Origin of the sequence: Defluviimonas salinarum (genome assembly GCF_026013545.1) — a bacterium.
In the GTDB taxonomy this organism is placed as follows: domain Bacteria; phylum Pseudomonadota; class Alphaproteobacteria; order Rhodobacterales; family Rhodobacteraceae; genus Albidovulum; species Albidovulum salinarum.
Genome location: NZ_JAPDOG010000087.1, coordinates 1 through 1,126 on the forward strand (window position 1 = coordinate 1; position 1,126 = coordinate 1,126).

Consider the following 1,126-nt stretch of genomic DNA (forward strand, 5'->3'; position numbering starts at 1 on the left):
GGCGCAGGGTCGCAACCCGTTACGACAGATGCGCCAAGACCTTCCTTTCCGCCGTCGCACTCGCCGCAACCGTCCTGTTCTGGCTTTGACGATCAATGAGTCTGGAGCCTAGACGCTCCGGTGTTGCCAGCACAGGCGCGACCGCCGGAAGAACGGCGAACATACCTGCCTCAAAGAAATAGCCGTCTTCGAAGCTTGATTGCTCACGGGCAAGACCTTCGAAGCCGTCAACGAAGTCTTGGGAAATACTAAGAAGCTCCAACGCCGGCGTGTTGAAGATCAACTCATGGGCAGACCGGTGAAGGACTATAATGGGCCGGGTTCCGCTAATTTCATCAAGTTGTGCGCGCCTTATATTTCCATGGAAGAAATGGTGGTATCCCCAGGTAAGCAGCAAGGCGTCGGGATCAGCCATAGCCGCTTCGGCCGCTTCCAACCGGGCCCGGTAATCCATCTCGTCCATTGCGGCCTTCGACCGACCCGTCGGAATATTCCAATCCTCGATCGATATGATCTCAGAAGTGAGGGTCAATGCGGCCAGAAAAGGATGCACATGCTGGTCGATCAAACCGGCGATTATCACTTTTTCAAAGAAGCGTTCGTCCAGCCGGTATGGCTGCGAGCCGATACGTTCAACGATTTCGTCGCGCTGACCGGCGGCGAGAACACGGTCTCCTACGACGGCGACCGCGTCGATTTCAGGGTTGTTATCTTCCATGGTGATGACACGCCGCGCCGTGTAGATGGTAATTTCCGGCAAGGCTTTTAGCTGGACGCCAAATTCCTGCAGGGACGTGGCCGCAAGGCTTGATGTGGCATTGGCAATCGCAATCATCGACGCGCTACTAAGAATGGTCAGTGCTGAGCGGCGAGTGACATTCAGTTTTGTCATACTTTTAACTCTCAGTAACGAAGGATTTGCCTAAGCCTAACATTGAAACTTGCTTAGCCCGGAAGGAATTGTGCTATCGGCAATGTGGATCCAGCCAAAATTTCTTACGACAGATGTGTTAGGTCATGTTGACAATTGGCGGAGCCAGAGGCGGATCGAGGTTATGTCGATGAAACCCAGGAAGCTTTCGGCAGTCTTGTCGTAGCGGGTGGCGACACGGCGGGCGTTCTTGAG

At 54.3% G+C, this 1,126-nt stretch carries 2 pseudogenes; one reads left to right on the forward strand and one right to left on the reverse strand.

Annotation, left to right across the window (positions count from 1 at the left end):
- Positions 1-89, forward strand: a pseudogene (locus OM960_RS25385) (IS5/IS1182 family transposase); the annotation flags it as partial.
- Between the two features lie 926 nt (positions 90-1,015).
- Here the strand turns inward: OM960_RS25385 and OM960_RS25390 are convergent.
- Positions 1,016-1,126: pseudogene (locus OM960_RS25390) on the reverse strand (IS5/IS1182 family transposase); the annotation flags it as partial.